17 protein-coding genes and 6 pseudogenes are annotated in these 14,694 nt (G+C 63.0%); 11 read left to right on the top strand and 12 right to left on the bottom strand.

The window, feature by feature from the left end; all coding sequences use genetic code 11:
• Positions 1-201: 201 nt before the first annotated feature.
• Positions 202-582, top strand: a complete 381-nt coding sequence (locus ACSKB8_RS17805) for a PRC-barrel domain-containing protein (RefSeq protein WP_438105478.1) — start codon at positions 202-204, stop codon at positions 580-582.
• Positions 583-648: 66 nt separating this feature from the next.
• Here ACSKB8_RS17805 and ACSKB8_RS17800 read toward each other — a convergent pair whose 3' ends face one another.
• Positions 649-1,011, bottom strand: coding sequence for a hypothetical protein (locus ACSKB8_RS17800; RefSeq protein ID WP_438110575.1), 363 nt, complete (start codon positions 1,009-1,011; stop codon positions 649-651).
• A 520-nt stretch (positions 1,012-1,531) separates the two neighbouring features.
• Between ACSKB8_RS17800 and ACSKB8_RS17795 the strand changes: the two genes are divergently transcribed.
• On the top strand, positions 1,532-2,623 hold the full coding sequence (locus tag ACSKB8_RS17795) for a glycosyltransferase family 4 protein (protein ID WP_438105477.1): 1,092 nt from the start codon (positions 1,532-1,534) through the stop codon (positions 2,621-2,623).
• A gap of 79 nt (positions 2,624-2,702) precedes the next feature.
• On the opposite strand, the gene ACSKB8_RS17790 is transcribed toward ACSKB8_RS17795, so the two are convergent.
• Positions 2,703-3,134: a peptidoglycan-binding domain-containing protein gene (locus tag ACSKB8_RS17790; protein ID WP_438105476.1), complete on the bottom strand. Its 432-nt coding sequence runs from the start codon at positions 3,132-3,134 to the stop codon at positions 2,703-2,705.
• Positions 3,135-3,186: 52 nt separating this feature from the next.
• Entirely contained in the window at positions 3,187-3,600 is a 414-nt protein-coding gene (locus ACSKB8_RS17785) for a hypothetical protein (protein ID WP_438105475.1), read from the bottom strand.
• A 240-nt stretch (positions 3,601-3,840) separates the two neighbouring features.
• On the opposite strand from ACSKB8_RS17785, the gene ACSKB8_RS17780 reads away from it, so the two are divergent.
• From ACSKB8_RS17780 to ACSKB8_RS17770, 3 genes and pseudogenes are all read left to right on the top strand, one after another.
• Positions 3,841-4,026, top strand: a complete 186-nt coding sequence (locus tag ACSKB8_RS17780) for a hypothetical protein (protein WP_438105474.1) — start codon at positions 3,841-3,843, stop codon at positions 4,024-4,026.
• Between the two features lie 798 nt (positions 4,027-4,824).
• Positions 4,825-5,266: pseudogene (locus ACSKB8_RS17775) on the top strand (methyltransferase family protein); the annotation flags it as partial.
• Positions 5,267-5,567: 301 nt separating this feature from the next.
• Complete coding sequence (locus tag ACSKB8_RS17770) at positions 5,568-5,930, top strand: response regulator (protein WP_438105473.1); 363 nt, start codon at positions 5,568-5,570, stop codon at positions 5,928-5,930.
• A 122-nt stretch (positions 5,931-6,052) separates the two neighbouring features.
• Here the strand turns inward: ACSKB8_RS17770 and ACSKB8_RS17765 are convergent, their stop codons facing one another.
• On the bottom strand, positions 6,053-6,286 hold the full coding sequence (locus ACSKB8_RS17765) for a hypothetical protein (protein ID WP_438105472.1): 234 nt from the start codon (positions 6,284-6,286) through the stop codon (positions 6,053-6,055).
• A 174-nt stretch (positions 6,287-6,460) separates the two neighbouring features.
• On the opposite strand from ACSKB8_RS17765, the gene ACSKB8_RS17760 reads away from it, so the two are divergent.
• Positions 6,461-6,655 (top strand): hypothetical protein, encoded by a 195-nt coding sequence (locus ACSKB8_RS17760; protein WP_438105471.1) that lies wholly within the window; start codon positions 6,461-6,463, stop codon positions 6,653-6,655.
• Entirely contained in the window at positions 6,655-6,900 is a 246-nt protein-coding gene (locus tag ACSKB8_RS17755) for a hypothetical protein (RefSeq protein WP_438105470.1), read from the top strand. Before ACSKB8_RS17760 ends, ACSKB8_RS17755 begins: the two co-directional genes overlap by 1 nt.
• A 233-nt stretch (positions 6,901-7,133) precedes the next feature.
• Here the strand turns inward: ACSKB8_RS17755 and ACSKB8_RS17750 are convergent.
• From ACSKB8_RS17750 to ACSKB8_RS17735, 4 genes and pseudogenes are all read right to left on the bottom strand, one after another.
• Positions 7,134-8,283, bottom strand: a pseudogene (locus ACSKB8_RS17750) (YihY/virulence factor BrkB family protein).
• Positions 8,284-8,361: 78 nt separating this feature from the next.
• Complete coding sequence (locus ACSKB8_RS17745) at positions 8,362-8,796, bottom strand: GGDEF domain-containing protein (RefSeq protein WP_438105469.1); 435 nt, start codon at positions 8,794-8,796, stop codon at positions 8,362-8,364.
• Positions 8,797-8,966: 170 nt separating this feature from the next.
• Positions 8,967-9,221: pseudogene (locus ACSKB8_RS17740) on the bottom strand (PAS domain-containing protein); the annotation flags it as partial.
• A gap of 82 nt (positions 9,222-9,303) precedes the next feature.
• A pseudogene (locus tag ACSKB8_RS17735) lies at positions 9,304-9,923 on the bottom strand (LabA-like NYN domain-containing protein).
• Between the two features lie 648 nt (positions 9,924-10,571).
• Here ACSKB8_RS17735 and ACSKB8_RS17730 point away from each other — a divergent pair.
• The 4 genes and pseudogenes from ACSKB8_RS17730 (at position 10,572) to ACSKB8_RS17715 (ending at position 12,609) form a co-directional block, all read left to right on the top strand.
• A complete protein-coding gene (locus ACSKB8_RS17730; protein WP_438105468.1) occupies positions 10,572-10,751 on the top strand; it encodes a hypothetical protein in 180 nt (59 codons plus the stop codon).
• A 491-nt stretch (positions 10,752-11,242) separates the two neighbouring features.
• Entirely contained in the window at positions 11,243-11,776 is a 534-nt protein-coding gene (locus tag ACSKB8_RS17725) for a hypothetical protein (RefSeq protein WP_438105467.1), read from the top strand.
• A 314-nt stretch (positions 11,777-12,090) separates the two neighbouring features.
• Positions 12,091-12,334, top strand: a pseudogene (locus tag ACSKB8_RS17720) (Ku protein); the annotation flags it as partial.
• 20 nt (positions 12,335-12,354) lie between these two features.
• Positions 12,355-12,609 carry a hypothetical protein gene (locus ACSKB8_RS17715; protein ID WP_438105466.1) on the top strand — a complete coding sequence of 85 codons (255 nt, stop codon included), beginning with the start codon at positions 12,355-12,357 and terminating at the stop codon, positions 12,607-12,609.
• Positions 12,610-12,663: 54 nt separating this feature from the next.
• On the opposite strand, the gene ACSKB8_RS17710 is transcribed toward ACSKB8_RS17715, so the two are convergent.
• The 4 genes and pseudogenes from ACSKB8_RS17710 to ACSKB8_RS17695 all read right to left on the bottom strand — a co-directional run bounded on the left by ACSKB8_RS17710 (position 12,664) and on the right by ACSKB8_RS17695 (position 14,381).
• On the bottom strand, positions 12,664-12,960 hold the full coding sequence (locus ACSKB8_RS17710; RefSeq protein WP_438105465.1) for a hypothetical protein: 297 nt from the start codon (positions 12,958-12,960) through the stop codon (positions 12,664-12,666).
• The gene (locus ACSKB8_RS17705; protein ID WP_438105464.1) at positions 12,957-13,286 is read right to left on the bottom strand and encodes a hypothetical protein; all 330 of its coding nucleotides are present in this window, start codon (positions 13,284-13,286) and stop codon (positions 12,957-12,959) included. Before ACSKB8_RS17705 ends, ACSKB8_RS17710 begins: the two co-directional genes overlap by 4 nt.
• Before the next feature lie 80 nt (positions 13,287-13,366).
• Positions 13,367-13,846 (bottom strand): annotated as a pseudogene (locus tag ACSKB8_RS17700) (Hsp20/alpha crystallin family protein).
• Positions 13,847-13,925: 79 nt separating this feature from the next.
• Positions 13,926-14,381 (bottom strand): Hsp20 family protein, encoded by a 456-nt coding sequence (locus ACSKB8_RS17695; protein ID WP_438105463.1) that lies wholly within the window; start codon positions 14,379-14,381, stop codon positions 13,926-13,928.
• Between the last annotated feature and the right edge of the window lie 313 nt (positions 14,382-14,694).

Raw genomic sequence — 14,694 nt, 5'->3', positions numbered from 1 at the left:
TCGGGCTGACTCGCACGTCCAACAAGGGTCTAATCGAGCGTTGCGGAATGCGCATCGTCGAACCCGATCTTGAAAAAGCGACCGCTGCGCTCAAAAAAAGGGGTTGGCGCGCTATCGTTGTTAAATGTTCTCCCAAGCCAGGAACGCCCCCGTAGCGGCGGAGTTAAGCCGACAAAACCCACTTGTGAGGGAGACGAAGCCATGGCCCGCGCGACAGCTCATCCGGATCATCAATGCATCTCAAGCGAAGACATTCAAGGAACCGAAGTTTATGGAGTAGACGGGAAGAATATCGGTGAGATAGATCACCTCATCATCGACAAGGTGTCAGGTCGCGTGGCTTATGCCGTCATGAGCTTTGGCGGATTTGTCGGGTTGGGCCACAGCCATTACCCCATTCCCTGGGGTGCTCTGACCTATGATACGTCGCTTCGCGGTTTTCGAACCAATATCACCGAGCAACAGCTGAGGGACGCGCCTGAGTTCAGTGATGACTCGTGGCAGGATCGAGACTGGGAAACGCGCACCCACCAGTATTACGGAACGCCTACGTACTGGGAGGCGCGACCAGGTGGCCTATAATGGTAGGCAGCGCATCTTAAAGTTTCCGATCGTCAGTGCCAGTCTGGGCGCGCTAGTCCCGTTGGCTTAGAATATACGCTGACACGTCGCGCAACTGATTGGTCGCGAGCCACAAACCAACGTTAGCACAGCAGCTCGCCTTATCGTCTCGTCAGCGGCAGCTAAGAGCTCCGCAGCGACTTCGTCGAACTCTGCGGGGGAGATCCGAAGATTGCGGTGAGTCTCCTCAAAGCCAAGCGGCGTTGCGCCGGGCCTGGTAGCTGTGAACTTAAAGGGCCCACCCGAAACGTCGCAGACCCATAGCGTGCGCATAAACTTGAGGCCGGGCAGTCTTTCCAAGTTCTTGGTGTGCCATTCTCGCAGCTGCGGATTCTTCGACTCCTGACCGACGATGGGGTTCTTCACGACGGCGTCGCTGAAGTGATCCACTACCGCCGCGATGGCGAAAACGCCGCCCAGCCACTCATAGAGACTTTTCTCAGGCGTGGTTTGCCTGTCCTGAGAGTACGCTTTGTCCGCACTTGCCAATGACTGGCATGGCCGTCATCGCCAACCCTGCGACGATGCTTCGTCGCGAGATAGAAGTCGAAAGAGCCCTTGCCATTGATGCCTCCTTGGAGATAGCTCGAAAGGCCTCACACCACCTTGAGCACATGCACGCTGTGTCGTAGCTCGGTGTAGAACAATTGGAGTTGGGGCGCGCAAACGAGGCGCTCGGTCGACGATTACTATGAGGTGCCGGTCGTCACGCACAGGAACGAAGCTGCCGCGTCGCCGTTGGTCGCGATCGGTTTTGCGAGGTCCCATGAGAACGGTTTTCGCGCGTCGCCGGCGAGCGCACGGACATCCCGAGTTATCGGTAGGAACTGTCTTGATCGCGCTTGTCGCTGGGCTTCTGCTGGTATGCGCTACCTCGCGCACCGCCGCGGACAGCTGAGGGCGGAGGCCGATGCGGATCGCCCAGATAGCTCCGTTGGCGGAAAGCGTTCCCCCGAAGCTCTACGGCGGCACGGAAAGGGTCGTGGCCTGGCTGGTCGACGAGCTGGTCGAGCTCGGCCATGAGGTGATACTGTTCGCGAGCGGCGATTCCAGGACGCGCGGAGAGTTGCATGCCGTTTTGCCGCGACCCTTGCGTCTCGGGCGCCCGCGCGTCGATCCGAACACGGCCTGCACGCTCTTGATCGAAGCGGTCTCGCGTCGTGCAGGCGACTTCGACGTTATCCATGCGCACATCGACTGGCTGCACCTGCCGACGCTCAGCCGGAGCGGGATCCCGCTCCTCACCACCCTGCACGGGCGCCTTGACTTGCCTGGCATCGGCGAGGTGGTTCGGCAGTTTCGGGAGGCGTACTTCGTCTCCATCTCCGACAACCAGCGGACTCCGGTCGAGGACGCGAACTGGTGCGGGACGGTGCATCACGGTTTGCCGGCGAACCTGTTTCGGCCGTCGGACGCTCCCGGATCGTACCTCGCCTTCCTCGGACGGCTCACGCCAGACAAGGGGCCCGAGGACGCCATCCGGATCGCGCGGGCGGCCGGCATGCCGCTGCGGATCGCTGCGAAAGTGCCTCGGGGCGAAACCGGCTACTTCAAGAAACATATCCAGCCAGAGATCGACGGCGCTCGGGTCGAGCTCGTTGGGGAAGTGGACGAACGCGGCAAGCAGCCGTTTCTGTCGGGCGCTGCGGCTCTGCTGTTTCCGATCAAGTGGCCGGAGCCGTTCGGCCTGGTGATGATCGAGGCGATGGCATGCGGGACGCCCGTGATCGCCTATCGGGCCGGATCGGTGCCGGAAGTCGTCGACGAAGGAGTGACCGGCTTCATTGTCGAGAACGAAGCGGAGGCTGTCCGGGCGGTGAAAGAGCTGGCCCGGATCGACCGGCGCAAGGTCCGGGCGCGGTTCGAAGAGCGCTTCACCTCGGACCGGATGGCACGGACCTACGAGACCCACTATCGGCGGCTTCTCGCCGCCGCCAGGCCTGCCCGCCTCTCGGTCGCCTCCGAACACCTCGGCACGCCCGCGTCTCCGCTCGTCCCGTGAGCGGCGCTGTTCAGGGCGTTTGGCTACGGGTGAGAAGGAGGGTTGCATGCGCCATCAGCAAAGCGAGCGGCAGCCTTGCTCAACCGCGTAACGAGTGCCGGCGCCACTGGCGGCGAGCTGCACGAGCTTTCGGGCGGCGGCTTCGGGGTTGGTGGCCTTCATCGCTGATCGCAGGCACCAGCGGTAGGCCATGCTCAGGCCGGAACGCCAGGATCGTCGCCTCGGTCCGCCCCTTCGGCACCAGCTGACCGTCGACCCTGCCGGCATCGTAGTAGCCGAGCTCGCGCAAGCGGGCCTGGATCTGGATCACGATGTCGGGATCCGGCGCCGGCGGCGTCACCTCGAGCTTCGCGTGCGCCTTCGGATGGTGCGCGGCCAGGCCGCCCACGAACAGCCGCGCCTCGGCCTCGCGCCGCGCGTAGAGGCCGCTCGTCTTCGGCCAGAGCCGCGCCAGGCATGCGCGCCAGCTCGCCCCTCGCCACGCAGGCGCGGATCTCGCGCATCTCGGCATAACTCGGACCGGCCTTGACGAAACCCGCAGCGTCGCGGTTGAAGGCGATCGATCACAGCACGCCCTTGCAATCCGGGCTAAGGGCGCCGGCACCGGGACAGTAGCGCTCAAGGATAGCCAGATAGCGCGGCAGGTCGTGGTTGCAGAAGACGTCGAGCGCGACGTCCCAGGGATGTCGACCAGCCCGCGGGACTTGAGCGAATTTTCCTCGGCCTTTTCGCGGCGCAGGCCAGCGGCCCCACACAGCATCTTGAGCATGGCGGGCGAAACCTTGTCGCCCCAATCGGCCGCGATCTGCCCGCGTCTGCGTGCCGAAATCGTAGCCGATGCCGCCGGTCGGCCCGCTCGCGTCGCTCGGAGGCTCGAGCACGCGGCGGTACTTCCGCTCATAGACAGCCTGGTTCGTCACCTCGGACGCGATGACGAGATCGAACGCGGCACGCGAAATGCCATGCAGATCAAGCATGTCCTAAACTCCTGATTTTATTGGAACTTCGGGTGTGCGGGCACGTGCGGAATTCCAAGTTGCCCGGGTGGGTTGCGGCGGCTAAAAAGCTAAAAAGAAAGAATGAGTCTCCGCGCACGGCATCACTGGCGCGAAGGAGCATGTGCGGGAATTCAGAAACTGCGACACTGGGGGATGAATTGGGCGCTCATCAGGGAATCATGCGGCCGTTCAGGTGCTGACGGTAGCTGGGGTTTTGAGTTGGTGGTTGATACGGCCTTCGCTGTTCATTCCGGATTTGGCGAAGCGACAGGCCATGCGAGGGCTGAAAGCTCTTTGGGTCACCAACTGGAAGGCGGTGGAGTATCAGGCCCTGCGATGGTTTTTGGTGCGACTTGCGGTGTCTTCGTATTGATCGCAATCGCCATTGCGGCCGTGGTCATTTGAGCCAGCCGGCAAAGCCCTATCCGCGAATAACCATCTCCAGCAGCGGGCACAATCCAGGACCAATACTCATCGAGTACGGACCTCTCTAGGCGCTCGCATGCAGGAGAAGGTCCTTATCCCGGCACTCATCGTCGTGCTGCTGATTGCTTCGTCGGCGTTACGACAACCTTGGTAACAGCAGGATCACGAGCAGCGCCAACGTGAAATCAAAGGCAAGCGCGAACCCCAGATGGTCAGCCACGATCAAGAAAGCTCTGCTGGCCGTCGTGACCGACCGCCCCCTGCGATTGGCATCTGGGCTGCCGTCTACGGGTTCTAAGTAGGGCGCGTAGGCCAGATATTCAGCACGGCGTTTTTGTGCAAATGATCCCTCGGGTTCCATAGCCGATGGCGAAACCCAATCCCAGCGCTGCGAACAGAATTGCTAATCCGAGCATCTGATCATCCCTTGGGTAGGTCTTCCAGCCCGGCCCGAGCACGGTCGGAATAAGTAGGACGATCGGCCGTGGTTCCTAATGGGGACGCGCGCCTCGTGCGGCGGTTCGTCGAATACCGAGCTAGCGGCCCCGCGCCCAAGGTCATCGAGATAATATACCAGCGGCGTCACCGACGCGGTCACGATCGGGACGGCTTTCCGTTATTGGACGTGCCGCGTCGCCCGCAAGGAATACTGTGCCGGCTCCTCGCAATCACCAATTCTTATTCGAGCGCACCACCGCCGACGTAATCGGCGATGCCGAGCTCGCGCATCGCAGCGCGCATTTCGGCAGCGCTGCGGAACGTCGTGCTCTTCCCGTCGTAGAGATGTACGGCTTCCCGCTCACCATCTACTTCCTGTCGGGCTGGCTGCAATCGCCCTACCCGAACGTCGACTGGTTCTCGCATGACGCTGGCCATCTGTTCGAGATGATGTTCGGCTGGAAGACCAATCCGCACGCCGGTCCCTTCCACATCCTCAGCTTCATCTTCATCGGCGCCGGGTTCATCCTGATTTCCGCCGCCTGGCGCGTTCTGCACGACGCGCAGCAGACCCGGAGCCTGGGGACCACCGGCCCCTACAGCCACGTGCGGCATCCGCAGTACGTCGGCTTCGTGCTGGTGATGTTCGACTTCCTGCTGCAGTGGCCGACGATCCTCACGCTGGCGATGTTTCCGGTGCTGACGATCATGTACGTGAAGCTCGCCCACGACGAGGAGCGGGGACGCCAGAACGGAGTTCGGCGAGGCCTATGCAAAGTTCGGCGGCCTCCGGAGTCCTGCTGGTCGGCGTTGGCATCTACTTGCTTTTTCCAGCCACCATTGCTGCCGGAGGACATCCGGTACATGAGCCTTACGCCGGCCGAATTGCAGTCGATCGGGCCCAGGCTGACATCGTGGCTCACGCACGTCTTTCGGGTGATGGACGGCTACGTGGTCGCCACCTGAGTGCTTGCGCTCACTCTGGCGTGGATATCCTTCCGCGACTATCGGCCAGTCGCCGCAGCCGGCGCCGGAATTGCCGGCGGGCTCTCGAGAGGGCTGATGGCGGCCGTGTCAACTTCATGATCCATTCCGATTTCAAGTGGGTCCGCGTCCACGCGCTCCGTGAACGCCTACTACGGTGTGCCGGTGGCTTGAGGCTTGAAGTGGGTAATGCCGTTCGTGTTCTGGTCGTGGACGCCTTGCTCGACGGTGGCTTCGAGGCCTGCTCGGTCCATTCGGGAGAGGCGGCCATGTCTACCTTTCGCGAGGGCCGCGAGGGGTGTTGGGCGCTGCTCATCGACGTGAACCTGGGTGATGATGGCATCAGCGGAAGGGAGCTGGCGCGGCAGATCAGGGAAATCGCGCCTGTCTTTCCCGTGCTCTACATGACGAGCGCCAGCGCGTCGGACTGGAAAGCGCAGGGCGTCGATGGAGCGTCCTGATTGAGAAGCCCTTTGCGCCGGCGCAATTGGCGGCCGCCGTCTCGCAGCTACTCGATAGCGGGGCCGCGCCGGGTTGATCCGGATCGTTGTGAGATTGCGATCCTTCTCGAATCAGCGGATCGTCAGCGTGGCGGCGATGCCTTGGCCGTGCACACGGCCGCGGCGCGAGCCGCTGCTACCGCCATCCAATCCCGCAGCAGGCCTCTGTCCTCCTTCGAAAAAGACGCGCGCCGCTTGAGGTCGTCCAGGGTGTCGTCGGGATGGCATCGCTCGAAATCCTCGCGGATCAGCGACTCGAGGTAGGTCCGGTCCCAGGCGCCGGCTGAATCGAGATGCTGGTGCGGGTCGGTCCTCATGATGCACGCGGTCGAGAGCGGTCCCGATGCGGCACAACGGCAAGAGCGATTGTTGGTTCACGAATGTATCTGCCCGGGTCGACGAGGACCGCCTCGAGACCGCCTCCGAGCGGGAACCTGCGCAAGTCCAGGCCGTTCGAAATCACAGGGGCTCGCCTTGAAGGAGCCGTCGCGATGATCGAAACTGATACCCTTTTGGAAAAATGCCCGCGCTGTGGCGCCTGGCCCATGGCCGCGAACCTGCAGCGGACGTCATCCGCGCAGCCGGATATCCGGTTCAGGTGTTCAAGGTGCCACGGTGACGAGGCGGGCCGGCTGCGGCGCCCGTTCGTGCAGCACGACCCGCCGCGGAGTCTGGATGCGGCGTGATGAAGATCCGATCCCATTCCGAAAGCCACATCGTCGAGCTCGAAGACGGATCGCAATGGCAGGTGTTTCCAGGCGATTTGGATCTCACGCTCGCCTGGAAGCCCGAGACTGATCTGACAGTCGCCGCGGCGGACGATGACGCGGCCTCGCCCGCGCTGGTCGGCGGCGGCGTTAAGGTCCGCGTCATACCGGCCGGCGAAAGCTGGCCTGTGCGCGAGGTCAAGGACGCGCTGAAGCAAGGTTGATCGCGGGAACCCGGTCCGATGTGATTGCGGTCTCGCACCTTGCTCTTGAGGCCGCCCTGTCCGTAGACTCACGGACTCCAAAACGCGCCGCCGACGGGCTATCTATCCCGCAGCACCGGGGCTGGCGTATTTCATCCGTGCTGATATTTTTGCCGGTGGGCCGCAGGCTGTCAGTCTGCGGCCATTTGGCGTCCGGACCTTCGAAACGCGGCCACGGGCCGCCGCCTGAATCATCAGGCGCTGCGGGCCGCGCCTACCGTATCGGCCATCCTGGCGCCACGTGCGCCCATCGGTTTCTCGCTGCCCGTCGTGGTGTCGCGCGCGGTCTGGTGCTCCATCTGGGCATCGAGCTCGGCTCCGAGCAGGATCACGATCGCGGAGATCCACAGCCAGGTCATGAAGCCGATCGCGGCGCCGAGCGAGCCGTAGGTCTCATTGAACTTGCCGAAGTTGGCGGCGTACCAGGAGAACAGCGCCGATGCGCCGAGCCACAAGACGGTCGCGATTGCGCTGCCCCAGGTGATCCAGCGCCAGCGTGGCGCTTCGCGGCTTGGTCCGAAGCGATAGGTGAGCGCGAGCGCCAGCGCGACCGCAACGAACATGGCGGGCCACCGGGCGATGCGAACGAGAAGATCGGCGGCGTTCGACAGTCCGACGAAGTTCAGCGCCACCGGCAGGACCGCTACCGCGGTGAGTGCGATCAGGACGAAGGCGATGCCGGCGAGCGTGAAGGAGAGGGAAAGCGCATTCAGCTTCACGAAGCCTCGCTTCTCTTTCTCGCCGTAGACGATGTTGAGCGTGTCGAACAGCGACTTCATGGCCGCGTTCGCGCTCCAGAGCGAGACCGCCAGGCCGATGGCGAAGGTGAGGCCGAGCGTCTGATTGCCCTTCGAGGCCACGCGCGTGAGCTGATCTCTGGCGACGTCGATGGCGCCGCCCGGTATGAATCCGGAGACCTGATCGAGGTGGTTGGCGATGCTGCCCGGATCCGAGAAGAGCCCATAGATTGCGACGAGGGCCGCCAGCGCCGGGAAGATCGCGAGCAGGCTATACTAGGTCATGCCGGCGGCGAGGGCGAGGACGCGGTGCTCGGAGATGTTGCCGTAGACCCGCAGCAGGATGTCCTTCCATCCGCGCAGCGGAATCTCGGAGGGTGCGTCGGCGAGCCGGCCGCGGTCATCGCCTTCCGTCGCGACGGCGGCCGGGGAAGCGTCCCGATCGCCATCCTGCTTCTTAGGAAATGCTTCGCTTCTGTCGGGCCGCGCTACGTTCTCGGGCGAGGCGATCCCACAGAAACGCGACCGCAAGAAGTCCCAGGGCTGCCGCCAAACTCCATCCGCCGTTATCCGCAGGCGGGGCATCCGACTTCGGGATCTTGGCCATCGAACTCCTCCGCGAAATTCAATCGCACCGCGGAGAATGAGTTCCTCTTCGGTCGGTTTCGCAGCGACGGAGGCTGGCTCAGGCGCTCTTGGCGCCGGGCCAGGTGACCACCTGTCCTGACATGACGAGCCGGTCGCGGCCGCTGTCCTTGGCGGAGTAGAGCGCGCGATCGGCCGCCGCTACCAGGGAGCCGCAGTCCATCGCACCCTCGGAAAGCATGTTGGTCGCGCCGTCGAGGCTCACCGTGACGATCTTGGACGGCAGGTTCAGCGCGAGCAGCATGCCGAGGTCGCGCAGCGCCCGGCGCACGTTCTCGCCGACGAGCTCGCCGCCATCCGCGTCGGTGGTTGGCAGCAGGAGGCCGAATTCCTCGCCGTCATAGCGCGGCGAGATCGGCCGGCCGGCGGATCTGCGCGGAGAGGATCCGCGCCAGCGCGCGCAGGCAGGCGTCGCCGGCCGGTGGCCATAGTGATCGTTGAACTTCTTGAAGTGATCGACATCGACCAGCAGCAACGAGAGCGGCGTGCCGTCGCGCTTGGCCCGCGCCCATTCCTCGGCAAGGCGTCTCGTCGAAATGGCCGGTTGGCGATTCCCGTCAGGCCGTCGGACGCGGCGAGCTTGTCCTGCAGGTCCTTCTGCTCGGTCACTCGCGCGAGATCGCCAGCGTCAATCTCATGGGTTTCCAACGACCGCGTGACCCGCAGCCCCGTCTCGACCCAGATCTCCTTCCTCTGACGGTGATTGGCGCGATAGATGATCCGTGCCTCTTCGGCCTCTCCGGCCTTCAATGCCGCAACGACCTGCTCCACGCGCGGCCGGTCGTCCGGATTGACGCCTTCGAGAGCTGAGGTCCCCAGTAGCCACGCCGGGTTCCAATCGAGGATGCGGGCGCATGAGGGAGTGGCGTAGAGAATGCGCTCGTCGAGCCCAACGCGCATCACCACGTCGCTGCACTGCTCGGCGATCAGGCGGAAATCACCCTTCTTGGCGACGAGAGCCTCCAAAACGCTAACGCGACATTCAGCGATCGAATGCATCATCTTCGCCGCGCGGTCTAGACGGGATCTGGCGCTGCTGCCCACGCGCCTCGCCGCGTTCGCGTGCCGCTTGCCGCTCGGACGGATCGCGACCGACTTTGGCCTGCAGCTCCGCTAGATCGATGAAGACGTCTGCCTGGCGGCGCAGCTCATCGGCGACCATCGGTGGCTGGGTGGCGATGGTTGAGACTACCGAGACCCTGACTCCGCGGCGCTGCACTGCCGCGACCAGAGATCGAAACTCACCATCGCCGGAGAACAGGATTATCTCGTCGATCTGTCCGGCAAGTTCCATGGCATCGACCGCGAGCTCGATGTCCATGTTGCCTCTGACCTTACGGCGTCCGGAGGCGTCGACGAATTCCTTGGTCGCCTTGGTACGGTGTAGCCGTTGTAGTCGAGCCAATCGACCAGCGGTCGGATCGAAGAGAACTCCTGATCCTCGATGACGGCCGTATAGTAGAAAGCGCGAAGTAGCATGCCCCGTCCCTGAAACTCCTTCAGAAGGCGCTTGTAATCGATATCGAAGCCGAGCGTCTTGGTCGTGAAGTAAAGATTGGCGCCGTCGATGAAGAGGGCTATTCTGCTGGGTGCGGCAGACATCCTGACCCTCGAATGCGGAAAGTGCGCTCCGCACGCGGCCCCATTGACACATCTATCCGGAGCCGAAGATCGGGCGGCTTGGTGCCGGTCTGTCGGTCTTTGCAACCGGGCTCCGATTGCGAGAGGCTATCTTCGATCCTTTGCGGTTTCAAAACTTTTTTCGTGAACTTTTGAACCCCGCGTAACGCATCGAGGACCACGGAAGTATATTGCCGACAAGAAGGCCATGCCCGATCACCTGCCGCTCTTCGAAATCCATCTGAGGCAGCGCCGCCGGACATTCAGGTGGTATCTCTGCACGTCCAATGGCCGACTGCTCATGCAGGGATCGGAAACCAGCAGAGCGGCGGCCAGATACCAGGCAAGTCGGGCACTGTTCCTCATGCTGCTGGGCTCGGCCTGTAGTTTCACTGCGACCTGCGAACGCACCGATCGTCTTGCGCGCCGGAGTCGCACAGCGGCGAAGTAGGCGAAAGCGTCGTGGATGGCGGCCGGTCACGCGATTTGGCCGTAATCCGCTTGTGCTCGCGCCATGACGCAGCGTCACTCCCTAGCCGATCTGACGCACATAGCATGCCTCAGGATCACGGCGTGATACGATATGCGATGTGTCCAGATGTTGACCCTCGCACCGAAGCGGAGGGTGCGATGCGTGAAGCACCGCGCGCCCATGAGGATGAAGCCGAACGCGCGGTGCGGGCCGGCATCGCCGCGGTCGGCCGACTGAGGCGGCGGCTTAGGGCACCGGCGGCGGTCGACCGCGAGGTGCGCCGAAGTACGGTAGCGAGAGCAGTTGGAACTGCTCGCTGCGATGGCCCGCTCGGTTGACACCATTACGGCGGCATACCGGCTCCGTGAGCTAGGTCGCAAGTAGCTCCGCGACGACCCGCGCGGTATCCGGTACTGGCGTTATTCGTGCGGGTCGAAGAATCCACCGCGTGCCGGATTTGAACTGCATGATACAAGATCACGGGCAATCGACAGCAACAAGCCAGCGGCCAAGTCGCCGCCGAAACAGCGTAGGGGCGAGCTTCGCACTTAGCCTAGAGGTGTGCTTGCCTGGCCGTGCTTACTGGAAACTGTCGGAAGCGAACCTCCGGGCTGTGCACCTCACCGCGATCTTCTGGGCGACCATGATTTTCCCACGTCTGGATCTACTTCTTCACCGCGCTTACCGCCCGAGGTTGCTTGTCGAAGAGTTGGGTCAGCCTACCGGACCGGTGAGACATGGAGATCACGCGTCTTATAGACGCATTGGAAATTCACACACAGAGGTCTTTGCTCGACACCGTTAACCCGCAACCATCTGGGAGGAAACCATGAGGTATCATCTCAATTCATCGTGGATGTGCGGTTGTGTTGTGCTCGCTTTGGCAGTCCCGGCGACCGCTGTTCCGGGCTTCGCAGAAGAAGCGGGCCAATGGTTCGGTCGAGCCGTTCTGGTCACCCTGTCCAGCAAGAGCGTGAAGCTCGAAGACAGGGCTGACCATACGGTCTCGGTCACCGAATACGACGGCGCCGTGTTCAATGCCGATGGCAAGCCCTTCCTCGACAAAGCTCGCTATCAGGTTGTTGATCTGACGGATGCTGGCACTTCCAGTGGCGGCCATAAGACCTTCACAGAGGGCGACGGATCCAAGGTCTTTGCCAGGTACGTCTTGAAAGACGCGAAGCCGAAGGAGTTCCGCGGCACCTTCGAGTTTACTGGCGGCACGGGAAAATATGCAGGGATCACGGGTCGCGGTGAGTACCACGTCGTGCTGGTCAGCGACACGGCCTTGTGGGATGAACTCCGCGGCGAGTATAAAATTCCGGCTACCGTAGGAAGTTCGCGTCCCGAACCGACCAAATGAGCAGCGATCGGATGGACACGCCCGCGTTCATCGTGAGCTACTCAAATTGCGTGGGATGTCGGTCGGCGGCACTTCGTACGCGTCTGTTTAGCAGTAAAGTAGACGCTTCGATTTTAAAGCTGAGGCGACAATTCTATTAGTAGGACCTGGTAGCTCCGGCGCGCGGTACGCTCGGAGAAGGCTTCACGAATGTTGGCGCGCGCCACAATGGACAGCTCAGGAGGCTCCACGATCCGGCTTTAAGCAATGGCCGAGCTGAACGCGAGCTTGTCTCGCGCGCCGTAGCCGTGCACGTTCTGCTCTAGATCACGTGCGGTAAGCCGATCACGCCGAAGGAGCGGCCCGCTGCCGGCAACGTCGTCGACCTGATGGAGGCGCTGCGCCGGAGTGTCGGCGGTGCCTCCGCCGAGACCAAGGCTCCGAAGAAGCCGGCCAAGAAAGGGAAGAAGGCGGCGGTGGGGCAACCGGAGATGCTTATGCCGATCGCCGGCAAGAAGCCGGCGAAGGAAGCGGCGGCGAAGAAGCCGGCGGCCGTAGCCGCCGCGCAAGTCTGCGTGAAGCCAGAATAGGAGAGCCGCATGGATATGAGGGAAGCCTCGGCGATGACGGAAGCCTCGGGGCTTGTGAGCGATGCCGACGGCGTCGAGCAGGTTTCCGGTGCGGGGCCCGGCGCCTCGGCGGAGGCGGGAAGGAGGCGGCAACCGCTCCAGTCGCCTTCGTCTGACGCCGCGATGCGCTGGGCCGGCCGGCTGCGCGAGGTAACGGTGAAGGCCCCGTTGCAGTCGCTCTTCGTCGCGTTCCTGCTCGGTGTTTGGGTCGCGCGCCGGCGCTAAGAGACTTGCGAGTCTGCATGCTTCATGGCTAGGACGCTCAAGACATCTCAGGCCTCACTGGGCTTCTACGATCTGGCGATCGCGGCCCCCTCCAATGAGTCCGAGGTTGACTTGATCGAAGAGAACGGACCGCACTCCAGAGGCGAGCCTAGGACGACGAGAACTCGCTGGGAGAAGCAGAAGGAAAAGCTCGAGGCTGCCCTGCGCCGCACGCGCGAATAGCGTCGTCGCCTGCGCTTGCTGCGCGAGCCGGCCTTTCGACTCGCTCATGAACGTAGTGAACGGAACGGCCCACATCGCCGAAGCCTGCCCGAGCAGAACCATCGTCACTACGGCCTGCGTGAGTATCATGCTGACCTCCGCAGCGCGGCGGCCCAAGTCCGCCGCAGCCGCATCGGCACAACGTCGCCGCGCGACGGGTCATCGTCGTCGCCGTCGAGCCGCCGCAGCGCGGCGAGGATGTCGACGAGCCGGATCGCGCGAACCATGCCGGGTATCTCGCGTAGCGCGGGGCAGGAATTCCACTGCGAACATGTCGGACGCCCAAGACGACAGGATGACCGCTTTTCCGGCACGGAGAGCTCATCGTCGTTGAGGACGTCGTCCGCAGATGCATAGTGCGCGGCCGGATGGAAGAGGGGATCGAGATTGCCGGTGTTTGTGTTGGCGTTGGCCATCGGTTGCCTCCCTTACGCTCCTTTTCTTCGGGATCGGTTCGAGTTGGTGCCGGACGGCGGCCACGCCGCCGTCCGGATTGCTACTGGGTGTTGATCGCGATGCGCTTGACGCCCGCACGCGGATTTTCCGACTTCGGCAGCGACACGGTCAGGACGCCGTTCTTGAACGACGCCTCGGCCTTGTCTTCTTCGACGTCCTCGAGCGGGATCCGCCGCTCGAAGGCCGTAGGTACGCTCGGTGAAGTACCTGCCTTCGTCGCTGCGCTCGGCCTTCTTCTTCCCGCGGATGGTCAGGACGCCACCGGCGATTTCGATCTGGACGTCCTTCTCCCTCATGCCGGGCAGTTCGGCCGAGATCGTCAGCGCCTTGTCCGTCTCGCTGAGCTCGATCTTGGGCCAGCCGAATTGCCCTTCCATCAGCGGCGCCAGACCCGTCCCGCCGAAGACATCGTCGAAGAGGCGGTTCATCTCGCTATGAAGCGCCATGAAGGGGTCGTAGTTGCCGCGCGTCGGCGCAAGTTCCTGATTCCGCGACCGGGGATGAGATCACGAATTGCCATGATGTTCTCCTTCGTTGCATGCGGCGGGGAGCGCGGCTGCGCTTGCGTGCCGCGTTCCGCCATCGAACCTTGACTGGCGTCAGGCTGCCTTCTGCTCGATCTGCGACGGAGAAGCACCGCCTGCGATCTGGATCCGGCGCGGTTTCATGGCTTCCGGCACCTCGCGGACGAGATCGATGATCAGCAATCCGTCGCGGAAGGCGGCCTCTTTCACCTGGACGTAGTCAGCCAAATTGAACACGCGCCTGAATGGACGTGCGGCGATCCCCTGGTAGAGATATTCGCCGGCCGCCTTCTCGGGCTTCCTGCCATCGATGGTGAGCGCGTTCTGTTCGGCCGTCACGGTGATGTCGTCGGCTCCGAAGCCGGCGACGGCGAGCGAGATCCGGTAGTGGTCCTCGCCGGACCGTTCGATGTTGTACGGGGGGTAGTGGTCCTCGGTCGCCTGGCGCATGGTGCTATCGACGAGGTCTGCCAGGTGGTCGAAGCCGATGGTGGAGCGCCACAGGGGCGCGAAGTCGAAGGTCGTCCTCATAACCAAGTCCTCCAAAGAGCAAGATGGATACGAAGGAGCGCAAGACAGGGGTTTCAGACGGGGTCCGAAGACACCGGCCCGGCGCCCGCACCGGGCCCGATGAGGCGCCCGGCACACCGCTCTCGCGGCGAAAAATGACTTAGATAAACGGAAGGTCGTTTCAAGCGGTGGATCGCAAAAAATTTGCCGGTGATGGCGCGCCCTGCGCCACCTTCCTGAAGGACTCGGATGCGCGGCAAGAGGCGTCTTGACAGTGATCCGCGCCCGAATATTTTTCCGCTGGGATTCTCTTCCCTTCTTCTCAACACAAGGA

Source organism: Bradyrhizobium sp. BR 1432, assembly GCF_051547705.1.
GTDB classification, from domain to species: domain Bacteria; phylum Pseudomonadota; class Alphaproteobacteria; order Rhizobiales; family Xanthobacteraceae; genus Bradyrhizobium; species Bradyrhizobium zhanjiangense.
This window is presented reverse-complemented; position numbering and strand designations above follow the sequence as displayed.

Excerpts from the sequence above, each read along its gene's own strand:
- ACSKB8_RS17805 (WP_438105478.1), top strand. The coding sequence starts at position 202 with ATGGCCCGCGCGACAGCTCATCCGGATCATCAATGCATCTCAAGCGAA.
- ACSKB8_RS17795 (WP_438105477.1), top strand. The coding sequence starts at position 1,532 with ATGCGGATCGCCCAGATAGCTCCGTTGGCGGAAAGCGTTCCCCCGAAG.
- ACSKB8_RS17790 (WP_438105476.1), bottom strand. The coding sequence starts at position 3,134 with ATGCCGAGATGCGCGAGATCCGCGCCTGCGTGGCGAGGGGCGAGCTGG.
- ACSKB8_RS17785 (WP_438105475.1), bottom strand. The coding sequence starts at position 3,600 with ATGCTTGATCTGCATGGCATTTCGCGTGCCGCGTTCGATCTCGTCATC.
- ACSKB8_RS17770 (WP_438105473.1), top strand. The coding sequence starts at position 5,568 with ATGATCCATTCCGATTTCAAGTGGGTCCGCGTCCACGCGCTCCGTGAA.
- ACSKB8_RS17765 (WP_438105472.1), bottom strand. The coding sequence starts at position 6,286 with ATGAGGACCGACCCGCACCAGCATCTCGATTCAGCCGGCGCCTGGGAC.
- ACSKB8_RS17760 (WP_438105471.1), top strand. The coding sequence starts at position 6,461 with ATGATCGAAACTGATACCCTTTTGGAAAAATGCCCGCGCTGTGGCGCC.
- ACSKB8_RS17755 (WP_438105470.1), top strand. The coding sequence starts at position 6,655 with ATGAAGATCCGATCCCATTCCGAAAGCCACATCGTCGAGCTCGAAGAC.
- ACSKB8_RS17730 (WP_438105468.1), top strand. The coding sequence starts at position 10,572 with ATGCGTGAAGCACCGCGCGCCCATGAGGATGAAGCCGAACGCGCGGTG.
- ACSKB8_RS17725 (WP_438105467.1), top strand. The coding sequence starts at position 11,243 with ATGAGGTATCATCTCAATTCATCGTGGATGTGCGGTTGTGTTGTGCTC.
- ACSKB8_RS17715 (WP_438105466.1), top strand. The coding sequence starts at position 12,355 with ATGGATATGAGGGAAGCCTCGGCGATGACGGAAGCCTCGGGGCTTGTG.
- ACSKB8_RS17710 (WP_438105465.1), bottom strand. The coding sequence starts at position 12,960 with ATGATACTCACGCAGGCCGTAGTGACGATGGTTCTGCTCGGGCAGGCT.
- ACSKB8_RS17705 (WP_438105464.1), bottom strand. The coding sequence starts at position 13,286 with ATGGCCAACGCCAACACAAACACCGGCAATCTCGATCCCCTCTTCCAT.
- ACSKB8_RS17695 (WP_438105463.1), bottom strand. The coding sequence starts at position 14,381 with ATGAGGACGACCTTCGACTTCGCGCCCCTGTGGCGCTCCACCATCGGC.